At 69.5% G+C, this 18944-nt stretch carries 18 protein-coding genes; 12 read left to right on the top strand and 6 right to left on the bottom strand.

What is annotated here, in order from left to right:
• Positions 1–50: 50 nt before the first annotated feature.
• The 4 genes from ABZW18_RS03830 to ABZW18_RS03815 all read right to left on the bottom strand — a co-directional run bounded on the left by ABZW18_RS03830 (position 51) and on the right by ABZW18_RS03815 (position 4519).
• Positions 51–971, bottom strand: a complete 921-nt coding sequence (locus ABZW18_RS03830; RefSeq protein WP_356181613.1) for a hypothetical protein — start codon at positions 969–971, stop codon at positions 51–53.
• A gap of 265 nt (positions 972–1236) precedes the next feature.
• Positions 1237–2220: a M48 family metallopeptidase gene (locus ABZW18_RS03825; protein ID WP_356181610.1), complete on the bottom strand. Its 984-nt coding sequence runs from the start codon at positions 2218–2220 to the stop codon at positions 1237–1239.
• A gap of 105 nt (positions 2221–2325) precedes the next feature.
• Positions 2326–3270 (bottom strand): hypothetical protein, encoded by a 945-nt coding sequence (locus ABZW18_RS03820; protein ID WP_356181609.1) that lies wholly within the window; start codon positions 3268–3270, stop codon positions 2326–2328.
• An 88-nt stretch (positions 3271–3358) separates the two neighbouring features.
• Positions 3359–4519, bottom strand: a complete 1161-nt coding sequence (locus ABZW18_RS03815; RefSeq protein ID WP_356181606.1) for a hypothetical protein — start codon at positions 4517–4519, stop codon at positions 3359–3361.
• A 298-nt stretch (positions 4520–4817) separates the two neighbouring features.
• On the opposite strand from ABZW18_RS03815, the gene ABZW18_RS03810 reads away from it, so the two are divergent.
• Genes ABZW18_RS03810 through ABZW18_RS03800 form a run of 3 tightly spaced genes read left to right on the top strand, consistent with a single transcriptional unit; the run spans position 4818 to position 8353 of the window.
• A complete protein-coding gene (locus tag ABZW18_RS03810) occupies positions 4818–7271 on the top strand; it encodes a CHAT domain-containing protein (RefSeq protein WP_356181604.1) in 2454 nt (817 codons plus the stop codon).
• A complete protein-coding gene (locus ABZW18_RS03805; protein WP_356181602.1) occupies positions 7264–7713 on the top strand; it encodes a hypothetical protein in 450 nt (149 codons plus the stop codon). Before ABZW18_RS03810 ends, ABZW18_RS03805 begins: the two co-directional genes overlap by 8 nt.
• Before the next feature lie 16 nt (positions 7714–7729).
• Entirely contained in the window at positions 7730–8353 is a 624-nt protein-coding gene (locus ABZW18_RS03800; RefSeq protein ID WP_356181599.1) for a hypothetical protein, read from the top strand.
• A 57-nt stretch (positions 8354–8410) separates the two neighbouring features.
• On the opposite strand, the gene ABZW18_RS03795 is transcribed toward ABZW18_RS03800, so the two are convergent.
• A complete protein-coding gene (locus ABZW18_RS03795; protein WP_356181597.1) occupies positions 8411–9178 on the bottom strand; it encodes a TauD/TfdA family dioxygenase in 768 nt (255 codons plus the stop codon).
• Positions 9179–9449: 271 nt separating this feature from the next.
• On the opposite strand from ABZW18_RS03795, the gene ABZW18_RS03790 reads away from it, so the two are divergent.
• The 5 genes from ABZW18_RS03790 (at position 9450) to ABZW18_RS03770 (ending at position 13063) form a co-directional block, all read left to right on the top strand.
• Positions 9450–10457: an ABC transporter substrate-binding protein gene (locus ABZW18_RS03790; protein ID WP_356181595.1), complete on the top strand. Its 1008-nt coding sequence runs from the start codon at positions 9450–9452 to the stop codon at positions 10455–10457.
• Positions 10447–11628: an iron ABC transporter permease gene (locus ABZW18_RS03785; protein ID WP_356181593.1), complete on the top strand. Its 1182-nt coding sequence runs from the start codon at positions 10447–10449 to the stop codon at positions 11626–11628. The genes ABZW18_RS03790 and ABZW18_RS03785 overlap by 11 nt, the downstream gene beginning before the upstream one ends.
• Entirely contained in the window at positions 11625–12434 is an 810-nt protein-coding gene (locus ABZW18_RS03780) for an ABC transporter ATP-binding protein (protein WP_356181591.1), read from the top strand. The genes ABZW18_RS03785 and ABZW18_RS03780 overlap by 4 nt, the downstream gene beginning before the upstream one ends.
• 111 nt (positions 12435–12545) lie before the next feature.
• Positions 12546–12875 (top strand): hypothetical protein, encoded by a 330-nt coding sequence (locus ABZW18_RS03775; RefSeq protein ID WP_356181589.1) that lies wholly within the window; start codon positions 12546–12548, stop codon positions 12873–12875.
• Entirely contained in the window at positions 12872–13063 is a 192-nt protein-coding gene (locus ABZW18_RS03770; RefSeq protein WP_356181588.1) for a hypothetical protein, read from the top strand. The genes ABZW18_RS03775 and ABZW18_RS03770 overlap by 4 nt, the downstream gene beginning before the upstream one ends.
• A 7-nt stretch (positions 13064–13070) precedes the next feature.
• Here the strand turns inward: ABZW18_RS03770 and ABZW18_RS03765 are convergent, their stop codons facing one another.
• Positions 13071–14024 carry a kinase gene (locus ABZW18_RS03765; protein WP_356181585.1) on the bottom strand — a complete coding sequence of 318 codons (954 nt, stop codon included), beginning with the start codon at positions 14022–14024 and terminating at the stop codon, positions 13071–13073.
• A 606-nt stretch (positions 14025–14630) separates the two neighbouring features.
• Here ABZW18_RS03765 and ABZW18_RS03760 point away from each other — a divergent pair.
• From ABZW18_RS03760 to ABZW18_RS03745, 4 genes are all read left to right on the top strand, one after another.
• Positions 14631–15668 carry a pyridoxal-phosphate dependent enzyme gene (locus ABZW18_RS03760; protein WP_356181583.1) on the top strand — a complete coding sequence of 346 codons (1038 nt, stop codon included), beginning with the start codon at positions 14631–14633 and terminating at the stop codon, positions 15666–15668.
• 62 nt (positions 15669–15730) lie between these two features.
• Positions 15731–16576 (top strand): DUF364 domain-containing protein, encoded by an 846-nt coding sequence (locus ABZW18_RS03755; protein ID WP_356181755.1) that lies wholly within the window; start codon positions 15731–15733, stop codon positions 16574–16576.
• Positions 16573–17868 carry an MFS transporter gene (locus tag ABZW18_RS03750; protein WP_356181580.1) on the top strand — a complete coding sequence of 432 codons (1296 nt, stop codon included), beginning with the start codon at positions 16573–16575 and terminating at the stop codon, positions 17866–17868. Before ABZW18_RS03755 ends, ABZW18_RS03750 begins: the two co-directional genes overlap by 4 nt.
• Before the next feature lie 23 nt (positions 17869–17891).
• Entirely contained in the window at positions 17892–18944 is a 1053-nt protein-coding gene (locus ABZW18_RS03745) for an iron ABC transporter permease (protein WP_356181753.1), read from the top strand.

Genomic DNA, 18944 nt, shown 5'->3' with positions numbered 1-18944 from the left:
GCCCGTCAACTCCCGCCGCTGCACGCGTGCGTGCAGCGGCGTCGGCAGGATCAGCTGTGCGTGAGCGCCGGAGCCGGCTTCTGCGGTTCCGCCGCCGCGGCGGCTTCCGGCTCGCCGAACCAGGCGACCGCGACCGCGCCGACGACCGCCAGCAGGAAGCCGAAGGCAGCGACCCAGGCGAAGCCTGGGCGGGAGGAGTCGCCGAGCCAGAGCACGCCGAGGAAGCCGGGCACCACCGTCTCGCCCACCACCAGGGCCGCTGTGGCCCCGTTGACCGAGCCGATTTGCAGGGCGACGGTGTGCAGGTACATGCCGCCGACACCGGCCACCACGATGGCGTGGAAGGCAGGGTCGGACACCATGGTGAGCGGGTCGAACGGGGCCACGCCGCCCAGCACGCGCACTCCTACGCCGAGCGCTCCGAATCCCAGACCCGATAGCAGACCGGCCAGGATCGCGGCCCGCGAGCCGAGCCGGCGCACCGCGAGCGTGCCGCCGCCGACCAGCAGCACGGAGGCCGCGAGGAGCCACCAGTGGGTGGATATCGGGGTGTGCTCGTGGCCCTCGGGACCTGCGGCGGTGGCCAGGAGTACGAGGGACGAGCAGACCACGGCGATGGAGGCCCACTCCGGGCGGCTGAGCCTGATGCCCAGCAGTTTGATGCCGAGCACCGCGGTGATCACCAGATTGGCGCTGATGATGGTCTGCGAGAGAAAGAGCGGCAGCATCCTGGCGGACAGCGCACCGAGCCCGAAGCCGACGAAATCCAGCACCGTACCGAGCATGAACTCCCAGGTCACGGCGGCCTTGGCGGTGGATGACAGGCTGGGTCCGCCACGTTGGGTGACCCCGGCGGCCGAGGCCGCCGCGCTCTCCCGGCGCGCGGACTTGCGCGCCCCCACAGCTTGCAGAACCGACCCCGTGCCGTAGCAGACGGACGCAGCGACAGCCGTCATGAGGCCGAGGTACACCAGTGGCTCCGTTTCCCTGTGTCAGCCGAGTGCGGAGGCGTGGACCGGCTGATGGTGTTCGTGTCCGCGTGACGCCGCTGCCCGGAGCTGCCCGGGCCGGGCCCGTTCGTCCCTCGAGGTAGGGGACGCCGCTCCGGGGGCGGAGGTTGCCGCGCGCCTGCGGGAACCTGGTGTTGCGTGGATCCACCGGTCCACCGGGACGCATCCCACACCGCGTGGAACCGGTCCATGAAGGGCCGGTTCCACGCCTGGTGTCACTGCCCGGCTACTCCGGATCTCGGCCGAAGGAGCGGCGTACGAAGCCGTCCCGGGTCAGCTGGCCGGCGTCGTCACGCTTGAGTTTGCGCGTGTGCCTGACGTTGTCGAACGTGCGGATCAACTGGCTGGGCACGGAGGTGGGTTCGCCGCGCATGGGGTAGTCGCCGTCGTGGACGATACGGCCGTACTCGCCGCCGCGTACCCAACGGTCCAGCTCCGCGGCGCGGACGACGAGCAGCGGGTGGGTGCTGGAGGGCATCATCCACTTGATGACCCGGTTCTTCATTCCGGTGGTGCTGAGTTCGAACTCGGCCGCCTGCTCCAGGAACGCCTCCGCGCTCATCTCCTCGGTCTGTGTGCCACCGGCGAGCTTCATCAGCGTGCGAACGGCCACTTCCACGTCCTGGCCGACGAGAAGTCCCGCCCGGTCGCCGGAGAGCTCCGACTTGCGTGCCCAGTCGTACAGCCCCAGTTCGATCCCCTTGGCGATCAGCACGGCCCCGGGGACGCTCGACAGGCCGCTGACCCCGACGCGGGCGAGGATCCAGGCCAGGCTCTGGTAGAGGGCGTGCCCGGACACCGCGTGCCCCAGTTCATGGCCGACGACGAACCGGATCTCCTCCTCGTGGAGGCTGTCGACGAGCTCGCAGCCGAGCACGATGAACGGACGTCGGAAGCCGATGGTGAACGCGTTGAACCCGGCGCCCCGGCTGACGTACAGCTCCGGTGGTTCCGCCACATCGAGCGTTGTCGCCGCTTCCGACATGAGGGTGTGCAGGCCGCGGAACTGAGTCCCGCCCACCTTCACCGCGGAGGCGAGATGGTGCATGCGCAGGGCCGCCTCGGTGGTGGATCCGGTGAGCTTCTTCAGCAGTTCGTCCACGCCTTTGGCCTTGTGGACCGCGGTGAGGGCCGCCTGCGCGGCGGGATGCTCGTAGGCCTGGGAAGCAATTCCGGGAAAGCGGACCCGGGGCGCGGCTGTAGCGGTCACGGTTCTGGACCTCCTGGCAGGGGCAGCAGCACGCGGATCCGCCGCCGTGGGTTCGAGTTGTCGTCGATCGGACGGGGTCGCAGCAGGGCGCGGCAGGGGGGCCGTCTACGGCTGCCGTTCCCGCTGCGGGGGAGTGCCGGGCCCGTTCCGGGAGACGGAACGACGCAGGAGCCGCAGTGCCTGCCGGAGCAGTACGGCCGTGCCCACGGCGGCTCCGGTCAGGGCGGCCAGCGCCAGCCGCCCGGACCCTCGTCGATTGGTGTCCCGCGGTGGGGCTTTTCTCCGGATGGCCACGGGGGTCGGGCCGAACTTTCCCGGGCCGCCGTCGGCCAGGACGATCAGGTGTTCGGCGTCATTCGGCCGGGGCAGCGCGTCCCCGCCGCCGAGACTGTTGAGTACGAGGGCCCGGCCAACGGCGGTGCCCGCCAGCAGGCCCCGGGCGTGGACGACGAACGCGGCGCGGGCCTCCGCACCGGCCAGCCCCGCCGCCCAGGACTCGTCGGGCGGGGAGATCTCGGGTGAGGAGGACTTCGGCGAGGAGGGCGGCGAGGAGGACTCCGGCGAGGAGGAGCCGGCAACGGAGAGGGCGCCTACGGGAGCTGGGCCGCCGTCACCTCCGTATGCGCTCAGCGCGGAGTCGATGAGCCGGTCGACCTCCTGAGTGCCGCCGAACAGACCGGCGACCGTGTCCTCGTCGAAGGCCCGGTCCAGGCATCCGGTGGCGTCCTGCTTCGCCGTGACTCCCGCCTGGACGCTCAGCCACTCCTCGACGAGGGCGGCGGTGAGCACCGTCTCCGGCCGTGCTCCGCAGTCACCGTCCAGGGCGAGGGAGAGCCGGATCGGTGTGCCGACCGCATCGTCCCGTGAGGTGGTCAGGCCGCCGATGTACGCCCGCCATCGTCCCCGGCCGGCGGTCTCCACGAGCAGGACGGGATAGTCGAAGTCGGCCTGTTCGCCGTACTGCTCCCACCACCGGTCCTCCGGCCTGCCCGGGAACCAGGTGTAGTCGTCCTGTCTGCGCCAGCTCCTGGTCAGCACATGAACCCGCATGGTCGTTCCTTCCCCCGCGCTCGCCGCTCACGGCTCGCGGATCACAGCTCGCAGCTCGCAGATCGCCAATCGGTTCACGGCTCGCGGTTCACATCTCGCGGATCCGCGGCCCCATGGGCCGGGCGGCAAGCTCATCGACCATGTGCTCGAAGTGCTCCAGCTTGCGCTGGATGCGCTTGGCCCGCGCGGCGGTGATGGCCTGATCGGCCTTCAGACCCGCTCGCGTGCCGTCGAGCCACATCCTCACGTTCGTCATGAACCCGTATCTGCGCGCTGCCGCCTCGGCCGCCTCGGCGCTGGTCCCCTCGGCCTCGTTCGCGAACTCCTGTTGGACTGCCCGCCGGGCCTCGGCGAGGTTCCGGCAGAGGGCGATGAGGATGTCCTCGGCTCCCTCGACGGAAATCTCGGCAGGAGGGCGCACCACGAATTCGGCGCTCAGTTGCAGTCCGCCGTCCTCGCGGTCGGGCACCCAGGCGGTTTCCCCGCCAAGTTCCACACAGCCCAGGGTGTCCAGCGGGCAGTAGAGGATCTGGGCGTGCGGGGCATTCATCCGGACCACGTCCCGCACGCGTGAATAGCTCTTGCTCACCGCCTCGAAGAGCTCGTCGGAACGGTCCACGGAGCCGCCGTTGTCGGCGAAATAGCTCTCGCATTTCATCGGCACCAGGAGCAGCAGCGCGGGTTCCTCGTCGGCGTACTGCCGTTCCGTCGCCCACTCCTCCGCGACTGCCTCCACCTGCGCGATTTTCAGCAGTTCCGGCGCCGCACGATGATGGTCCGCCTCCGTGCTGCACATCAGCACGGTCGCATCCACGGGAACGAGCAGCACCGTGCTCTGCGCCATGAATTCCCGGCATTCGCGCCAGTTTTCCTCGGGGCGCCGGATATCCGCTCCCGGGCTGAGCCACCATCCGGGGAAGTCCAGCAGGGTCAAGTCGACGGAGACACCGGCGATACCGGTTTCCAGGGCGAGCTTGTAGTACGCCTCCTTCTCGGTGCCACGCAGCGCTTTCCTCTCGAACGAGCCCGCCTTGACCGACCCGTCCAGCTCGTTGCGCCGACGCATGACCGCGCCCTCGGTCCACGGGTCCCGGGCCCGCAGCGAGGCCGGCATCCCGGCGAGAACGCGCGGTGCGTCCGCGATGATCGACACGATCAGCGAAGTCTTCCCCACCCGGCTGGGCCCCACCACGCCTATTCCGAAGCCGAGTTGCCCCGGTGATTCGGAAAGGGCACCGTCTTCCGCCATGTTCAACTCCCCCCGGTTCCCGCGGAATCGCCAGCGGGAACCTCTCCGCCACAGCATGGCACCGGCGGCATCGCCGTGAAACGGATTCCCTGATGCATGCGGAGCACAACTGAGGCTGAGGGCGCGCGCGGGGGGCGCTCCGCTTTCTTCAGCGCCCCTTCCGGTGGAGGATCGTTTCCGCGATGAACGGAATAGCAGCCTCCGTGCGAAAAGCGTGCTCCGACCGCGTGGGAAGTCGTAGCATCCACCACACATTCGCCCATGTGCGCGGGCGTCAAGAGGAGCGGGGGGAGCGCGTATGGAGGCGCTCGACGTCCACATCAGCGTCTATGCGACCGGAGACAGCAAACAGATCTCGACGATACGAACGACGTCGGGCACCGGCGTGCAAAGCGAATACCCGCTCCTGACCGCCGATCCCAGGGTGCGTGCACTGCTCCGGAGGATCGCGGAAGCCGTCATGCTGTCGGCCACCACCTTCCGCCGTATCCCCACCCCGGAGGAGGAACCGGTCCGTGAATTGGGCGAGCGGCTCTACGCCTCACTCTTCAGCGGCCGGGCCGAAGCCCTGCTCCTGGCGAGCCGGGATCAGGCGGCACGCGAGCAACGTGAGCTGCGCATCGTCCTCGAGGTCCAGTCGCCCGAACTCGCCCGGCTCCCCTGGGAGTACATGTACGACCCGGCCGCGAACGAGTATCTGGCCTTCGACCACCCGCTGATCCGCGAACTCCAACTGATGGTCCCGCAGCGCCCGCTGAGCGTGGCGGCGCCCTTGCGCATTCTCGGGGTGGTCTGCCGGCCCCCGGACCTGGCCAGGCTGGACGTGGAGGTCGAACAGCGGCAGCTCCGCGAGGCACTGGACGGCCTGCTGCGCAGGGGGCTCGTCGAACTCAGCTGGGTCCCCGGCCAGACCTGGCGGGACCTGCAGAGGGCGCTGGTCGGTGAGAAGCCGCATGTGCTTCACTTCATCGGCCACGGCGGGTTCGACCCCCGCTCGGGCGAGGGGACGCTCGCCTTCACCGGCGAGGCGACGGGCACCAGCCGACCGATGTCGGCGTCAAGCTTCGCGCTCCTGCTCCAGGAGCACACCTCGCTCCGGCTCGTCGTGCTCAACGCCTGCGGGACCGGGCGGGCCGACCCGAGGGACCTGTTCTCCAGCGTGGCGGCGGCACTGCTGCGCAAGGGAGTACCGGCTGTCGTGGCCATGCAGTTCGCGATCAGCGACGAGGCGGCGTGGCAGTTCAGCCGCACCTTCTACGAGCGGATCGCCGAGGGCAGTCCGGTCCACCACAGCGTGACGGCGGCCCGGCGGAACATGCGCATCGCGCAGGAGGAGTCGCTGGAGTGGGGTATCCCCATGGTCTATCTGCGTGCCTCCAGCGGCCGGATCTTCGACATCGCCGCTTTCCCCGGAACGGGGGAACCTGTGCGGGGGGCGGCGCGGGATCCCGGTCCGGAGCCTGCCCCGGTCACCTCGCCTCCCGCGGTCGCCTTGCCGCTGCCCGCATCCGTACCCGAGCTGCTATCCGTACCCGAGCCAGTACGCGCGCGTGAGCGGCAACTCGTGACGCGCGAGCCGGAACTCGCGCCCGAGCCGGGACCTGCGCCCCGGCCGGAACCTGTGCAAGCCTCGGCAGCGAAGCCGAATCCCGCGCCGGAGCCGTCTCCCGCGCAGGCATCCACGCAGGTATCCGCGGGGGCACCCGCGCCTGAGACGGGGACCCTTCCACCTACATCCGCCCAGTCCGCCCCGCCTGCCCGGCCGGAGCACGCACGGGCAGTCGACCTGCGGCGACGCGGGAGCCGACCCCCGGGGCCCGGCGCGGCGGCCTCCGTCGGCGCCTTCACCGGAGTCCACCATGTACGGACGATCGCCTCCCTGTTCCCGGTCCACTCGGTGAGCCTGGGCCCGCAAGGGGAACAGCTAGCCGTCGGCGGCGGGAGCCGTGTCGTACGGGTTGTCGACGTTGCCAAGGGGCGCGACGCGTACCAGCTGCGCCTGGGGCTCCCGTCCGGGACGCGCGTGGCGTGCTTCAGCCCGGACGGCCGCTTCGTGGCCGCGTCCAGCAGGCGTTCGGTACGGATCTGGCACGCAGCGGACGGCACCGAGGTGACCACGATCGACCTCGGCCACGACGTCGTCACCGAGCCCCGCCGCATCGCGTTCAGCCCGGACGGCACGCTCATCGCCACCTGCGGCTGGTCGGCCGCGGGACTGTGGAGCACCGAGGACGGGCGCTGCGTCCACCGGCTGCCCGTGTCGGCGCCGGTCACCGATCTCGCGTTCGGCCACCGGGGCAGGCATCTGGTCACCATCGGCAGGGACGGACGGATCCTGTTGTGGGACACCCGCGGCAGGCACACCCCCGTCCGCTCCTTCGACCGGCCGGGCCTGCTGAACGCCGTCTCCTTCCTCCGGGACGGTGAGCGCTTCGCCACCGCGGGCGCCGACGGCTGCGTCCGTGTGTGGACGCTGCCGCACGGCACCGCGACGCGGCTGATCCCGCATCAGGCGTCGGTGAACGCGGTGGCCTTCAGCGTGGACGGCCGCTGGATGGGAGCAGGCTGCGACGACGGCCGGGCCTGCCTGTGGGCGATGAGCGAGGAAGCGGAAGGCGAACGGCCGCTGGTCATCCGCCACGACGGACCGGTGACATCCGTCGCGTTCAGCGCGGACAGCCGTTTCGTGGCGACCGGCAGCACCGACCACAACGCGCAGATCTGGCAGCTCGGGGAGAACACGGATGACTGAGCCGACACCCATGACCGCCCGTGTCTACTTCGGTGCCGAGACCACCGAGGAACAGCGGGACGCGCTCTCCCGCGGCTTGTCCGAACTCGGCCTCGACGCTCGGGCGCGGCTGGTGAAGACCGTCCGGAGCGAGCAACTGACGTGGCTGGTCCTCGTCGTGCTGCCGCTCAGCGGCTTCCTCGGCAGCCTCGGCCAAAGCCTGGCGCAGGACGCGTACGGCGCCGTGAAGCGGGTCGTCGCCGGAGCTCTCGGCCGGTCCGAGGACGCGTCCGTGCCCGAGCCGCAGCGTCCGCTGCTGCTCGAGGACACCCGGTCCGCCACCCGCATCGTCCTCGAGGCAGACCTGCCGGACGCCGCCTACCGGCAGCTCTTCCAGCTCGACCTGGCCGGCTCGGAGGGCCGTACGCTCACCTTCGACCGCGTCCGGAACCGCTGGCACTGACCGTGGCCCGAAGCCGGTGGCCCGGACCACCCCCGCACGCTCCGACGGGCCCGCGCGCCCGACGGCACGACCGTCGCGGAGCCGGCCCGCGCTACGGGACCCCGCCGGCCGGCCGGGGCGTACCGGTCTTTGCGGGATCAACTGCCATGCCACCACCGGGCCGACGGCAGCGGACTCCAGGCTGGAGCTCGACTCGACGCCGAACCCGGCGTGTGAGCTGACCGTCGCCGAGATCCTGGCGGACACCTACGGACGCGATCCCAGGGCCGCGGGCGGACTGGTGGTGCTCGCCAACTGCACCAGCGACCCCACCCTGACCGACCACGACGAGGCGCTGACCCTCTCGACGGTGTTCCTCGGCGCGGGCGCCGCCTCGGTGGTCGGCCTCCCGCTGGGCGATCGTCGACGACCGCCGTACCTCCTTGCTGATGTACATGTTCCACCACTACCTCAGCGGCCTGGGACGGTCCGAAGCCCCGGAGGCGGCCGGCTCACCGGCCGGCGCCCTGCGCGCCGCTGTGGATGCTCGACCCGCAAACGCGTCGCCCCGCGCGAACTGGGCGAGACAGCCCGCGAGATACAGGGCAGGCCGCTCGACGACCTCCAGATCTGGGCGGCCCTCACCCACCACGGCCACTGACGCCCCCACAGGGTGGGGTTGCCCGGGTGGTCAACATGCCTGGGAGTCCCTGCCATGTCAGCGAGCGTCCGAGCTGCGCAGGGTGAGAATACGGACGCCCCGGTCGCCCGTGTGCGCATCGCGCCCGTGCCAGCAGCGGTAGTTGTCCAGGATCAGGACTTCTCCCTTGGCAAGCCGGAAGCGAGGAAGGCTCCCTTCCACGTCGCGCACCGCATCCTGAAAGCGGCCCAGCATGGCCTCAATGTGTTCGGTGTCGGGATCCCGGTGCAGCGGGACCGCGCCATCGGTGCGCCGGACGATGCGCCGACCCGTACGGGTGTACTCCACATGCCTGCCGACGCGGGGTGTCGTGGGGAGCCCCCGCAGCCCCGCCCACGCTCCGTAGAGGTCGACGTCGGTCCGGGTCAGGAATTCCCGGAGAGCGGGGTCCGCAGTCGCGCAGTCGTCCACGAACCGGTAGGCGTCGGCCAGGAAGGAGTCCCCGCCCGAACTCGGGGGCTGGACGCACTGAACGAGGACGTAGTCCTCGTCGGGGTCACGTCGTCGGTGAGGTACGCATCCCACGTCGACGACGACGTCGAAGCTGTCGGCATGCAGATGGACGGGGCTCCCGTTGTGCGACCGCCGTTGGCGCAGCGGGAACAGCTGCCGCAGCCGGTGACCGAGGGCCGCGGCGGCCGCGACGACGAGCGCGTCGTCGTTGTTTTCGACTCCGGTCAGGATGACGGCACCGCTGTGGGCGAGTTGGTGAGGGGCTTCGCCCGCGCGCCCGATGTCGATGCGGGCGGGGACGATGCCGACGGCTGACTGCTGGGAGATGAGCATCGGTCCGGTGTGGTCCTTTCGCGCAGGGGCATGTCGTGGAGCCGCAAGAAGGTCGCTTCAGGCAGGACGGATCCCTGGGACTGCAACAGGGGATCGGACGCCTGCGACGCCGACGATTGCTGTCACTGGTGGTGCTCCTCCGTCCCTTGATGCGGCGTCGGCCAGGATCTGTCGCTGCACGACTGCGTCTAATGAAAATGATTGTCGCTACACTATCGGCTGACTCTCCGCCGCTCTTCAGCGCCCGTGTACCGAAATCCGGAGGACGCCCATGTCGCACCGTGCTCGTCTCACTGCCGTGCTCGCGCTCGCCCTGGTGGCTGTGGGCTGCTCCAGTCCCGCGGAGAACTCATCGGCTCCGGGGGCTTCATCGGAGAAGGTGACGGTGGCGAGCTGCGGACAGAACCTCTCGTTCAACGAGCCGCCGAAGCGGGTCGTTTCGCTCGACCAGTCATCGACCGAGACCTTGCTGGCGCTGGGGCTGCGGGATCGCATGGTGGGGACGTCGAATCTGAAGACGAAGATCGCGCCGAAGTATCGGGCCGCATACGACACGGTCCCGGTGCTGAGTCCCAAGGTCCTCACCGGCGAGCAGCTCCGCGCCGCGGCTCCGGACCTGGCTGTCTCCTCGTTCACCGACCTGTACACCAAGGACAGGGTCGGAACACGTGAGGAACTGCGGGAGTTGGGCCTGCCGTCATTCGTGAGCGCCGTGGACTGCCCCGAGGTGAACAAGCCCGACACAACGCCTTTCGAGCGACTGTTCCAGGACTACGAGAGTCTGGGACGGATCTTCCATGTCGAGGACCGGGCTTCCGCGCTGGTGTCCGAGCAGCGTAAGGCGACAGCGCAGGCGACCAAGGCCCGGGAGGAACTGGAGGGTCAACCGTCCGTCGTATGGCTGTACTCCACGTTCAAGGGCATTCCCTACGTCGCCGGAAAGGGCGGGATGCCCAGCGACATGAGCAGGCTCATCGGAGCCAGGAACGCGTTCGACGATGTGAACGAGGAGTGGCCGGAGGTGTCGTGGGAGGAGATTGCCCAGCGCGATCCGGACGTGATCGTGGTCGGTGATCTCTCCGAGCGCGGGGCGCCCGGAGACAGCGCCAAGGAAAAGATCAGGATGATGCGGGAGCACCCGGTGGTGTCCCGGCTGTCGGCGGTCCGGAAGAACCGGATCATCCAGGTGCCCGGTATCGAACTGGATCCGTCGGTGCGTACGGTGAACACGCTGCGGCTGTTCGTGGACGGGATGAAAGACCTCGGCCATGTCCGCTAGCCCCGTCAAGCAGGCCGGCGGAACGCCGTCCACCATCCCGTCAGCACCATCGGACATCACGGCGTCGGTGCTGCATCCGACAGCCCGGGGCGCAGGCGTACGGGAAACGGCCCACGACTCGCTCCCGGCCCACGACTCGCTCCCGCCAACCACTCACCGCGCCGCATGGGGCCGGGTGGCGTTGTCTCTCCTCGGCGTCGTGGCGCTCCTGGCATCGCTGGCCGTCTCGGTGCGCATCGGGACCAGCGATATCGGCTACTCCGACCTCGGCCGCGCCCTGGGCAGCCGCCTCGGTCTGCCGGTCGAGCCGCTGCCCCGGTTGCTCGACTCCCTCATCTGGGACCTTCGCGCCCCGCGCGTTCTCATGGCCGCCGTGGTCGGCGCCTCGTTGGCGGTGTGCGGTGCCGCACTGCAGTCGATCACCCGCAACGCGCTGGCCGACCCCTATCTGCTGGGTGTCTCCTCAGGCGCGTCGGCCGGCGCCGTCGTGGTCGTCCTCCTGGGCATCGGCGCAAGCACGGTGGGAATCACCGGCGGAGCCTTCGTCGGCTCGCTCCTGTCCTTCGGTCTGCTGATGCTGCTGCTGCGCCGCAGCGGTCTGGACTCGGTCAGGATCGTGCTGACCGGGGTGGTCGTAGGCCAGCTCTTCACGGCTCTCACCTCGTTGATCCTGATCGCGTCCGGCGATGCCGACACCACGCGCGCGATCACCTACTGGCTGCTGGGTTCGATGGCGTCGGCCCGTTGGGAGGCAACGATCATCTGCGCGGTCGTCGCCGTGACAGGCCTGGCCGTGGTCTGGCTGTGCGCGACCGCGCTCGACGGATTCGCCTTCGGCACGGACACCGCGGCGTCGCTGGGCATCAACGTACGGGTGACGCGGATGGTGCTGCTGGGCGCGACGGCCTTGATGACGTCGGTCGCTGTCGCCTCCGTCGGGGCGATCGGGTTCGTCGGGCTGATCGTGCCGCACGGGGTCCGGTTCCTGGTCGGGCCACTGCATCGCGTTCTGCTGCCGTTCACGGCACTGGCCGGCGCGGTCTTCCTGGTGTGGACCGACGCGTTGGCCCGGGTCGCGTTCGCACCCAAGGAGGTTCCTGTCGGGGTCTTCACGGCCCTGCTCGGGGTGCCCCTGTTCCTCCTCATCCTGCGCAAACGAGGAGAGCTGTGAGAATCGCGGTCGAACGAGTGAGCTGGGCGGTGGAGGGCATGACCATCGTCCGGGACGTGGACGTGGACATACAGCCCGGCGAGACGGTCGGACTGATCGGCCCCAACGGCTCCGGCAAGTCCTCGCTCCTACGTTGCGTCTCCGGGCTACGCGCCCCGACCAAAGGCGTGATCCGATACGACGGCCACGACATCCGCGGATGGAACGCGCGCCGCATCGCCCAGCACGTCGCGTTCGTCGAACAGACCTCCCAGGCCGACAGCGATCTGCGCGTTGCCGACGTCGTCGCGCTGGGACGGACCCCGTTCCGGGACCGGTGGCGGGACCTTGACCCCACCGACCGAGTGATCATCGACGCGGCGCTCGCCCGAGTGGGGCTCACCGACCTGGCAGCAAGGGCGTGGAAGACCCTGTCCGGCGGTGAGCGCCAGCGTGCTCACATCGCGCGTGCCCTGGCCCAACAGCCGTGGGGCATCCTGCTGGACGAGCCGACCAACCACCTCGATGTGAAGCACCAACTGGAACTGATGGACCTGCTGGCCGCCACGGACCAGACCGTCCTGGTCGCCCTGCACGACCTGTCCGTGGCTGCCCGGTTCTGCGACCGGCTCATCCTGATGCACCGAGGCACCCTCGTTGCGTCGGGTAAGCCGCAAGATGTGCTCACCCGAGGCCGGTTGGAGGACGTCTTCGACGTCGACGCCGAAGTCGGCTACGACGCCCTGGGCAATCTCACACTCGCCTACCGCGGCGTCGCCCCGGAGTCGCGCCATGGTGGCGCGAACGCGGTGGCCGAGTCCGGCTGAGCTCCTGCCGCCCTCACCACTGAGGGAGCCCCACACCGAGTTGACTGGCCCGCTCCACGGGGTGGTTACGACTCCGTGGTGTGTGCGTTGGGCATCTTCTTCTTTCCCGATATGGCCACGGGAACGGAGCGGTTGCTGCGGCTGGTGCGACCTGGAGGGCGGCTGGCCGCGACCATCTGGGCGCAGGGTGCGGTCGAGCCGCTCTCTGAGGTGATCTTCCGAGCCGTCCTGCCCGAGCGGCCGCAGCTCGTTGAGTCGCCACGGCCCGTCAACCCTCTCGAGCCGATCGGCACGCCCGAGTCGTTCAGGCACTGGCTCGCCGCGCGCTCGCTGTCGTTCGTAGAGGTGGAGCGCTCCCCGCTCACTCTGCCCGCCGATCCTGAGTTGCGGCCGTCCTGGCCCGTGAACTCGCCCTGGGCTATGCCGCCGTGGCCCTCGTGACCGATCTGGACGCGGGCATCGACGCGGAGGAGAGCGTCGCCCGGGAAGAGGTCTTCAAGGTCTTCGCCGAGAACACGGAGCGTCTGCGCCGCATCGTCCTCGATGCCATCGGCATGCTCCCCGAGGGCGTCGACTCCCCGAGTGCCCGCGCGCTCGACGGTATCCTCCTGCCTTTCGACCTGCCATGAAGCGGAATCACGCCGGAGCGGGAAGGCCGGACCCCGTGCAGAGGGCGTTACGGAAGCTGAGGGTCCGGTAGACCGCCACATTCCCCGCCAGCTCCGAGCATGCCTGCGCCGCCGCGGTGACGCGGTGCGTGTACGCGGGGTCACCGGTGTCCAGCAGCACGCCCAGGGTCGTGCCGCTGTGCCCGACGGCCACGCCCAACCCGCCGACCTCACGGCAGATCTCGCGCATGGGCTCCAAGGACCACTTGTGCCGAAGTGCCTGATTCATCAACGCGCTCCGGGTCGCGACCGTGCCCACCTCCGCGAGGTCCCGCGAGCGTATGGCGTCGGCGAGCCGGTCCAGCAGGCGGACGTATTCGTGCCGGTCGGCCGCCGTGAACGGTTTGGGGATGCGGTTGAAGTCGACCGTGTCGACGGCGCCGCCCTCGTCGATCCCCACCACGGCCATGGCCGGGAGGGACCCGAGGACCGCGCGCAGGCGGACGGTGCGGTGGTGGAAGGCGACGATGGCTGGGTAGAGCACGCCGTCAGTGGGTTCGATGCGCGCCAGCAGTCTCTCGATCCGGGAGGCCGGCATCGCGATGTTCAGGGCTTGTCCCACGGCACGTGCGGTGGCGACCAGGTCGGCCGAGGAGCTGGCCAGTCCCTTGCCTTCCGGGATCACGCTGTTGACGGTCAGGAGCCCTCCCGGCGACTGCAGGGCCTCGTCAGTGATCATGCGTGCCAGTTGAAGGGCCTTCCGCTTGTGGGATGGCCGGACCGCCACGTCCATGGAGCCGGGATCCTGCCGGAACGTGGCCCTCGTCCACCGGGCCACGGGCAGTGTCACCAGGAAGTCCCCGTCCTCCTCCGGCAGTACGCCCTGGAGCAGTTCGCCAAAGGTCCCAAAGGCGGTGCCCACCCCAGTCGGTGCCTGTCGCATCGGACGAGGTCGCAGCACGACCTCTTGGGACAGCTTCACGGAACTCCTCTCCTTGTCCGCCCGCCCGCCTGCCGTGACCGGGCAAGGACGCGTCGGGAGAGAGATCGGGCGATCCAGCCAGTCGGCAGAGGGTTGGTTGGACGTCAGATGAAAGTGATAACCGTTTTAATCTATCAGGCATGGCGAGGCAAGTCGGTACCCCCGGGTGTGGCGGTGCTCGGTGGTCGACTGTCTCCACTTGGCGCGGGGGTGGCGTGGTCCCGCCGCTCGGTGACGACTATCGGTCTTGACAATCATTTTCAATTAATGTGATGCTCTGCGACGTCGCCCGAGCCCGCCTGTGCCCGTCGTGATCAGCGACGGGGGCTTGTGGGCAGCGAAGGCGGCGTCACGCACGTGCTGCGCACTCCCCGAGCGGACACCGCATGACAACTCTTCCGTGCCGCCTGCCCCGGCGCCCCTGCGGCGCGTATCCGAGGTCGTAGCCGGCAGTTGATCCCGACCAGACCCGCAGTCACGACCAGAACGAGGAGGAACCATGGGTGAGCAGCACCGCACCCGTGCCACGGCGATTTCGGATGTCTCCGCCTCAGACGTACGTGTTCAAGATGCGTCGCCAGCCGGCTGCTTGACGAGGAGGCGGGAATGTACGAGCACATAGCAGAAGCAGTCAAGAAACCGGATCTCATATCACTGCAGCCGGACTTGGTCTGTCTTCGGTTCGAGACGATGAAGATCTATTCGGCCCTGGGAGCGGTCCGTCACCTCCTCGAGTCGGGTGCCGTCAAACCTGGTGACACCCTCATCGACAGCTCGAGCGGAATCTACGCACAGGCGCTCGCGCTCGCCTGTCACCGCTACGGCATGAAGTGCCACATCGTGGGCTCCACGACAGTGGACCGGACGCTCCGTGTGCAGCTGGAAATACTCGGCGTCACCCTGGAGCAGGTCGAGCCGTCGAAGAACCTGCGCCTCGACCAGGAGCTGCGGGTCCGGCGGATCGCCGAGATCCTCGAGGCGAACCCGTCGTACCACTGGATGCGGCAGTACCACGACAGCATCCACTACTACGGCTACCGCGACGTCGCCGGGACGATCGCTCAGGAGATCCCCGACGGACCGCTGGCCCTGGTGGGCGGAGTGGGTTCCGGCGCTTCGACAGGAGCCATCGCCACCTATCTGCGCGAAGCGGGGAGAGACGTATCCCTGGTCGGCGTGCAGCCCTTCGGCAGCGTCACCTTCGGCTCGGAGCACGTATCGGACCCGGACATGATCATCGCCGGGATCGGCAGCGCCATCGAATTCAGGAACGTCCGGCATGAGTTGTACGACCGGGTGCACTGGGTGAACTTCGACTACGCCATGTCCGGCGCGGTCGATCTCCTGCGGACGAGCGGCATATTCGCCGGACTGTCGACCGGCGCCGCCTATCTGACCACCCGCTGGGAACGCCATCGGGACAACTCCCGCACCTACGTCTTCATCGCAGCCGATACGGGTCATCGCTACGTCGAGAACGCCTTCGCCAGGCACGCCGAAGCCCACGACATCGACGCCCTGAAGCCGCACGAGATCACCTCTCGGGACGAGCTGAGACATCCCTGGTCGACGACTTCCTGGGCGGACCTCCGGGATGCGGATGAGAACGGCGAAGGCACTCCGGCGATTCCCGAAGGCGTCTGACAGCACGTCACCGGCGCGCGCCCATGACCGCAGCACCGACAACCACCATGAGAGAACCCGAAATGTCACACCCCAACCCGCAGACAGTGGCGGAACTGACGGACGCCGTACTGTCGGGCGGCTACGGCCCCGATCCGAAGGACCTGGCCGTCACCAGCGCGTTCTGGCTTTACCACACCACCCGGCTGGCCGGGAGCCAGGTCACCTACCACAACCAATACCTCCTGCTTCGTGTCGGGCAGTCCTTCGGCGCCTGTTCCTTCGAGGCCGGTGAACTCGCCCCCGACTTCTGCGAGAACGCCTCCGGCCACACGCTGGACACCCTGCTCCGGAACGAGTCGACCCCGGTCCGTATCGCCGCCCTCGACGCCTGTCTCGCCCAGGCACGGCCGCACCGGGACGCGACGGAGGCCGAGCCGGTTACCTTGCCCACCGGGACGCCGGAGGTCCGTGCACGGGCCCGCGACGCCGCGATCGCCGGTCTGCTCGACATCGAGCCGGGCACGAAGGTGGCCCTCATCGGTGTGGTCAACCCTCTGGTCGCGGCGATACGCGACCGGGGCGGGGTCTGCCTGCCCTGCGACCTGAACCTGCGTACCACCCAGTGGGGCGAGCAGGTCAGCGACGACATGACCGAAGTCCTCAAGGAAGCCGATGCCGTCGTGGCCACCGGCATGACCCTGAGCAACGGCACGTTCGACCTCATCCTCGAGCACTGCCGTGAGCAGGGCATGCCGCTGGTCGTCTACGCACAGACCGGCAGCGCCGTCGCCCGGGCGTTCCTGCCCGCCGGGGTCACCGCACTGTCCGCCGAGCCGTTCCCCTTCTCCCAGTTCAGCGCGGACCCGACGCTCCTGTACCGCTACCGCGCCGGCACGTCGGTGCTTGCGGAGGAGGAGCGTTCGTGAGCATCGACACCAAGGACGCCGCGATGGACCGCGAGGCCCCCGAGGCGGAGGAACCGCTGCCGAGCGACCTTCGGATGGCCCGTACCCTGTGGCCGGTCCTGTTGGCCTCCGCGGTCGGCCTGCTGCCGTTCACCATCTTCAGCACCTACCTGGTGCCGATGGCCGACGAGGCGGGGAGCAGCGTCGCCGCGATGGGCGGACTCCGCGGACTGGGCGGCCTGGCCGCCCTGTTGGTCGGCACTGCTCTCGCTCCCTTCATCGACCGGGTGCGCAAGGAGTGGGCGGCCGCGGGAGGACTCGTCGCTCTCGGCGCCTCCGCGGCCCTGGGCGCGAGCGGGGACTTCATCCTGCTCGCCGTGTTCTGCCTGCTGGTCGGCGCGAGTACGTCCGTACTGAACCCGGCCCTCACCGCGGCCGCCGCCGACCGCTTCGGCACGGGCAAGGCGGCCGGCCGGGCGGCGACCCTGGTCACGGCGACGCAGTCGATGACCGCAATGCTCGCGGCACCGGTCGTGGCCCTGCCCGCGCTGTTCTGGGGCTGGGAGGGAGACCTCGTCGCCGTGACCGCGGCCTCGCTCCTCCTGGCCGCGGTCTTCTTCGCGCGGGGCAAGAACAAGGACGGCGAGGACACCGGAAGCGAGCAGCGACTGAGCTACCTCGCGTCGTTCAAGGCCCTGGGGGCGATTCCCGGCGTGGTGCCGCTGCTCCTCATCGCCATGCTGCGCACGGCGGTGTTCATGGGCTACCTCGCCTATCTGGCGGCCTACTACGACGATCGCTTCGAACTCGGCCCCGGGCTCTTCGCGTTCGTATGGACACTGAGCGGCGCGTCGTTCTTCGTGAGCAACCTCCTCACGGGGCGGATCACCAACTCCGCCGAGCCACGGATCGGTACGGAGCGCATGCTGGGCATCGGCCTGGTCGCCGCGCTGGTGACGGTCGTGGGCTTCTACTTCACGCACTGGCTTCCGCTCGCGCTCGTGCTGACGTCGCTTCACGCGGCCGGCCACGCGGTGGTGGCCGCGTGTGTGGTCAGCCTCATCGTCCGGCGCTGCGGGACGCTGCGTGGCTCGGCCTTGAGCGTCAACGCCGCGGGCATGAGCCTCGGAGTCTTCGTGGGCGCCGCCCTGGGTGGCGCCGGCCTCGGTCTGGCCGGTTACCCGGGCATCGCCGTCGCCTTCGGGGCCCTGGTCATCGTGGCGCTGGGGGCTGCCTTCCTGGTGTCCCGCTCGGGCTCCCCGGCCGAGCCCGGGCAGGAGGCGGGCGACGCGCCGCCGGGTCGGCCGACGTGACATCCCCCCGACCCGAGACGGGTGTGAAAGGCCGGCTCGCCTCCCGCAAGGGTCTGGCGGTGACATGCGCCGTCCTGTTCGTCGTTCTCCTCGGCTCCGTTGTCGTGGCGGTCGGCCTGGGGTCCGCCGTGATCACACCGGGAGAGACAGCCCGATATCTGTGGGCCGCTCTCAGCGGCGGGCGCATCCAGGCCGAGGAGACCGCGACGTACCAGATCATCTGGCAGATCCGTACCCCGCGGGTGCTGCTGGCGGCGCTCGTGGGGGCGGGGCTGAGCGCGATCGGTGTCGCCATCCAGGCGATGGTGCGCAACGCGCTCGCCGACCCCTTCGTTCTGGGCGTGTCCTCGGGGGCGTCTGTCGGCGCCGTCGGCGTCACGGTCACCGGAGGGCTGGCGGCGCTGGGCATCTACGCGGTGTCCGCCGGTGCCTTCATCGGCGCCCTGGTGGCGTCGATCCTGGTGTACGCCGCCTCCTCCAGCCGGGGCTCGCTCTCCCCGCTGCGTCTCGTCCTGACCGGTGTGGCCATGTCCCTGGGGTTCCAAGCGGTGATGAGCGTGATCATCTACTTCGCGCCGGACAGCGAGGCGACCAGCATGGTCCTGTACTGGACGATGGGAAGCTTCGGCGCCGCGACCTGGGGCGCGCTTCCGGTGGTGTCCGTGGCGGTGCTGCTCGGCACAGCCGTGCTGTACCGGTACGGCAGGGCGCTGGACGTCATGGCGCTCGGTGACGAGACCGCCGCGAGCCTGGGCATCAGCCCGGACCGGCACCGCAAGGGCCTGCTCGTGCTCGTCTCGCTCATCACCGGGGTGATGGTGGCCGTCAGCGGTGCCATCAGCTTCGTCGGACTGGTCATGCCCCACCTGGTGCGCATGGTCGTCGGGGCCACCCATGCCCGGGTGCTGGCCATCACCCCGCTGGTCGGGGCGGTGTTCATGGTCTGGGTCGACCTGGTGTCCCGGACGCTGGTGGCCCCGCGCGAGCTGCCGCTGGGCGTCATCACGGCGCTCGTCGGGGTGCCGGTGTTCATCACCCTGATGCGCCGCAAGGGCTACATGTTCGGAGGCCGTTGA

The organism is Streptomyces sp. NPDC004647 (assembly GCF_040609575.1).
In the GTDB taxonomy this organism is placed as follows: Bacteria; Actinomycetota; Actinomycetes; order Streptomycetales; family Streptomycetaceae; genus Streptomyces.
This window is presented reverse-complemented; position numbering and strand designations above follow the sequence as displayed.

Excerpts from the sequence above, each read along its gene's own strand:
- ABZW18_RS03820 (WP_356181609.1), bottom strand. The coding sequence starts at position 3,270 with ATGCGGGTTCATGTGCTGACCAGGAGCTGGCGCAGACAGGACGACTAC.
- ABZW18_RS03815 (WP_356181606.1), bottom strand. The coding sequence starts at position 4,519 with ATGGCGGAAGACGGTGCCCTTTCCGAATCACCGGGGCAACTCGGCTTC.
- ABZW18_RS03810 (WP_356181604.1), top strand. The coding sequence starts at position 4,818 with ATGGAGGCGCTCGACGTCCACATCAGCGTCTATGCGACCGGAGACAGC.
- ABZW18_RS03805 (WP_356181602.1), top strand. The coding sequence starts at position 7,264 with ATGACTGAGCCGACACCCATGACCGCCCGTGTCTACTTCGGTGCCGAG.
- ABZW18_RS03795 (WP_356181597.1), bottom strand. The coding sequence starts at position 9,178 with ATGCTCATCTCCCAGCAGTCAGCCGTCGGCATCGTCCCCGCCCGCATC.
- ABZW18_RS03790 (WP_356181595.1), top strand. The coding sequence starts at position 9,450 with ATGTCGCACCGTGCTCGTCTCACTGCCGTGCTCGCGCTCGCCCTGGTG.
- ABZW18_RS03785 (WP_356181593.1), top strand. The coding sequence starts at position 10,447 with ATGTCCGCTAGCCCCGTCAAGCAGGCCGGCGGAACGCCGTCCACCATC.
- ABZW18_RS03775 (WP_356181589.1), top strand. The coding sequence starts at position 12,546 with ATGGCCACGGGAACGGAGCGGTTGCTGCGGCTGGTGCGACCTGGAGGG.
- ABZW18_RS03760 (WP_356181583.1), top strand. The coding sequence starts at position 14,631 with ATGTACGAGCACATAGCAGAAGCAGTCAAGAAACCGGATCTCATATCA.
- ABZW18_RS03755 (WP_356181755.1), top strand. The coding sequence starts at position 15,731 with ATGTCACACCCCAACCCGCAGACAGTGGCGGAACTGACGGACGCCGTA.